Annotated in this window: 2 protein-coding genes and 1 pseudogene; all 3 read left to right on the top strand. The window is 39.7% G+C overall.

Annotation, left to right across the window (positions count from 1 at the left end):
- Window positions 1-1,262: 1,262 nt before the first annotated feature.
- A complete protein-coding gene (locus L3N51_RS12255; RefSeq protein ID WP_238027503.1) occupies window positions 1,263-1,754 on the top strand; it encodes a hypothetical protein in 492 nt (163 codons plus the stop codon).
- A 60-nt stretch (window positions 1,755-1,814) separates the two neighbouring features.
- Window positions 1,815-2,366, top strand: a complete 552-nt coding sequence (locus L3N51_RS12250; RefSeq protein WP_238027502.1) for a hypothetical protein — start codon at window positions 1,815-1,817, stop codon at window positions 2,364-2,366.
- A gap of 37 nt (window positions 2,367-2,403) precedes the next feature.
- Window positions 2,404-3,300: pseudogene (locus L3N51_RS12245) on the top strand (hypothetical protein); the annotation flags it as partial.

Genomic DNA, 3,300 nt, shown 5'->3' with positions numbered 1-3,300 from the left:
ATGATAGGAGTAGACTAACAGGAGAAGGGCCACAGAAAGTATCAGCAACACACTAAGCAATTTCTTATACATTGTATGACAAATATAACATGATAGGTATTAAAGTCTTTTGTCCATATCATTGTCCGTATCAAAGCCATATCACGGGTGTATCTATGGTGTAGTCAAACTTGGATAAATTCATTTTATACTTCATGATTTCGTATTGAGTTCCTTGAAACTTAAAATAAGCCAGCGTGATGACACTATGAATTAAATCAGGATCTTTTAGAGATTACGGCTCCTTTAACCTTATGGACTACTTAAGATTGATATTGCTCGAGTTTGACCAGCGTAGCTAAAGTGAAGAGAATCGCAGGGTCATAAGAAGAGGTTAACACGAATAGCTTCGCGAAAATGATATAGGGGTTCACCTGGCTGAGGGTAATGGCGTATGACGAAGGAGGTTTCGCCCGGAGAACACACCGCTTAAATTACGTGAGACAGGTAACAGTGAACGGGGCTGGTCAAGGTGATGTAAGATGATCTACTGATAGTTTAGGATGTGTGAGAGACGAGTAGGCACACTAAGCTGAACCCGTTTTAGCCTAGTGCAGACATTCTGATCTTGAAGGGAGTATCTCCTGGTGCTTCGTCTGGTGGCAGTTGATGAGTCAAGAGAGTACAATTGAGAAAAATTCAGCGAGAAATTATTTTAGTTTCTAGATTTTTGCGGAAGCAGAGTAATACCTTAGGTTCAAGGTAACAGGAATCACGTAAAGCCATACCGGGACTTTTCATGAAATTAAAGTTTCACTTAATTCAACTTATTTATCTATACTTTACTATTAAAATAAGTTGAATTTTATGCGTTCTAGGCACCCTTCCGAGAAAGGAGGTATCTTTTTATTTTACCTCTCATGTGGATGAGAAGGCTTGATTTGATTAAGAGTATTTACAAAAATAACCTATTAGCTATCAACGTCAACTGACCTTTCAGTACCTTGCTGGGAGAGTTAAGGTACCAAATTTCATTCCTACGTTTCTCGGGATAAAGAGGTATCTCAGATTCGTGCCATTAGGATGATGTTGCGGGACTGAAAGGACGGAAATCCCTGACTTAGAAGTTTTTAACATAGAACTTGAGATATAAAACTATAGATTATTACTTCTAATTTTCTATTCAATCCCAAAAAATGACATATAAATTTCACCTGGTTCTTATAGTTTATCTTCAATTTAATGAGAATAATTTATATACGCCACAATTGACAGTGATAATAGTGAAAGCAATGAAGTTAGCCCCGATAATAGGTATAGTACTAGGAGTAGCCCTATTAGGGCTAGTTTTTTCCAGTGCAGTCTTTACATACACCGCGACAAGAAGCTTTACAGTAACCGTTGTACAAGATCCTAATGCCGATATTGCAATAACTCCTAATAATCAGAACCTAGGGACATACACCACCAATGAACCGTTTGTTTACTTAAACGATAGTGGGGACTTGGAAATAAACTTCCACAACGTGGCCTCCAACGCTATGGCTACCTTCTACAATGCATTTAATATAACAAACAATTTGAATGAGACTGTCCAGGTCAACATAACTTCATCCAGCCCTCATCTACTGGTTAATGGATACCAACAGGTCACTATTACTCTTGCACCAGGTGGCTCTACGTCTGTAAGTTTAACGTTACAAACCTATGGACTTAGCCCAACAACTCAAGAAAACTACTACATAACTATAACTGCAGCAACGACGGGTAGCTAAAAACTTAATATAAGAGATATTATTTTTTTATGTATACCATATATGTTATGGTGAAGTGAAATGAATAGGATAAGGATCTCTTATATCATTGGGTTATTACTAGGGGTACTTATGCTAAGCCTAGTATTCTCCCAAACATTCACGTACAGCGTTTCAAGGACATTCACCGTGGAAGTTGTTAAGGATCCTAATGCCGATATAGCCATAATACCAGGGATCTATCTAAGTACTGAGAAGGGATATGTCGTAGACGGCTTAAACGGAAGCGGCGATTTTGAGTTTAACTTTACCGCAGCTCCTGCTACCATTACCAATTTCACTCCGGCATTTTATTTACAAAATAATCTAAACCAAACAGTGAGCGTAGAAATCTCCTTAACTACGCAACCAGATGTTATAGTTTCCGTTTCAGCTACAGACGTCAACGGCAACTACTATGTTTATGTGATTCCCAATGTGCCAGCGGGAAATACTGCATCTTTTAATATCGACATACCTGCGGGTTCAGAGGCAGCTATAGGTGTCTCGATCCATGTGTTACCCGGCGTAACTGTGCCCTCAAGTTATCCGCTAAAACTTACCATTAATGCCACGTATCCGTCAGATTCATAAACCCAATGTATTTAAGTCAAGTCTTTTTTTATATCCTGTGAACAAAGTATACATAGCTCTAATACTTCTTGCCTGTTCATTTGTGATCTCCTCCATTCTTACATCTGTATTCTCCCTACCTTATGGCTGGCAACTGGACGCAACCCAATCCATGGTCCCTCTCATATATCCAGGCAATATTATCCTGGTTTTACCCCTCTTTGGCCAGCCCCATCTCCACGAAATAGTTGAGTATTATCAACCATACCTTCACATTTACATAGTTCACGAAGTGATAGGTTTCAAGGACGGAGGATATATCACCAAGGGAATCAACAATCCGGCACCCGATCCCTGGATTGTGAATAGATCCTGGATAATAGGATATGTCCCTCAGGTATTTGGCTACCCAATTCAAATTCCGTATTTGGGATATGCCGTCAAGTACGTCTTTCAGGAGTCTGGGATAAACGAAAAGGCTCTGATCCCTATTCTTGTGGTTGCTATGGTAGTGGCTGAGATAATAGACAGAGGGCGAATCAATAACGTAAGAAAAGTTAGAAATCGTTTAAAGAATTCTAGCAAGGGGATTTTCCTAGCCTTCTTCATCTTTTCGACCATGGTTACTGCGATAGTACTTGCCCATCAATTTGGAAGGATAGACTCTGAGTGGAGGTCTATTGTAGGTGGAACCCCAGCAGTTGACAGACAAACCAGCATCTACCTGTATTTCGGAGTTTTGCCTGAGAACACAAACAATACCTTTACCCTTAATTTAAGCGCAAAGTTACCTACCTTGGTAGTCTTTACAGGACCTTCAGATATGGTTTTCAAACAAGATCCCATAGTTGTGGACGGAAATGTCACAGAGGATATTACAGTTAGCACTTTTCGGAACTTACCTCAGGCTGAACAGTTTCTTGGTATCACCCACCTCAAGGTAAAGGGTTTTAAG

The organism is Metallosphaera javensis (ex Hofmann et al. 2022) (assembly GCF_022064045.1).
Lineage (GTDB): Archaea > Thermoproteota > Thermoprotei_A > Sulfolobales > Sulfolobaceae > Metallosphaera > Metallosphaera javensis.
Note: the sequence above shows the minus strand (reverse complement) of the source record. Positions and strands in the feature narration are given on the sequence as shown.